At 68.2% G+C, this 718-nt stretch carries 1 protein-coding gene; it reads left to right on the forward strand.

From position 1 onward, the window contains the following. On the forward strand, positions 1 to 718 hold a 718-nt coding region (locus tag A5730_RS00005), incomplete at both ends, for an AMP-binding protein (RefSeq protein WP_156745618.1).

Here is a 718-nt window from a genome sequence, read left to right on the forward strand (position 1 = left end):
TCCTGGTGGAGCGGCTGGGTCCCACCCGCAGCCTCAGCCATCACCCCCTGATCCAAGTCGTCCTCGCCTGGCAGAACCTGCCCTGGCAACACGAGGGCCCGGCCGCCGGGCTGACGTTGGGCGATGTGCGGGTCACCCCGATGTCGGTGGACACCCAGGTCGCCCGGATGGATTTGGTCTTCTCGCTGGCCGAACGCTGGACCGAGGACGGCCAGCCCGCCGGCATCGGCGGCGCGGTCGAATTCCGCACCGACGTGTTCGACACCGCCACCGTGGAAAGGCTGATCGAGCGGCTGCGATGGGTACTTGTCCAACTCACGGCCGATCCCTCCCGGCGGCTTTCGTCGATCGATGTGCTCGACGAGTCCGAACAGGCCCACCTCGAGGCCATCGGAAACCGCGCGGCGCTGAACGAGCAAGCGCCCGTGGCGTTTTCGATTCCGGCGTTGTTTGCCGAGCAGGCGGTGCGCGCCCCGGAGGCGGTGGCGATCACCGATGGTGAGCGGTCGTGGACGTATGGCGAGGTGGAGGAGGCGGCGAATCGGTTGGCCCACTTGTTGGTGAGCCGGGGTGCTGGTGCGGGCGAGCTGGTGGCGGTGGTGTTCCCTCGGACGGCTGAGGCCGTGGTGGCGATTTTGGGTGTGCTCAAGACCGGGGCGGCGTATGTGCCGGTGGATCCGTCGGTGCCGGCGGCGCGCATGGAGTTTGTGTTGGGTGA

Source organism: Mycobacterium sp. ACS4054 (assembly GCF_001667275.1).
Lineage (GTDB): Bacteria > Actinomycetota > Actinomycetes > Mycobacteriales > Mycobacteriaceae > Mycobacterium.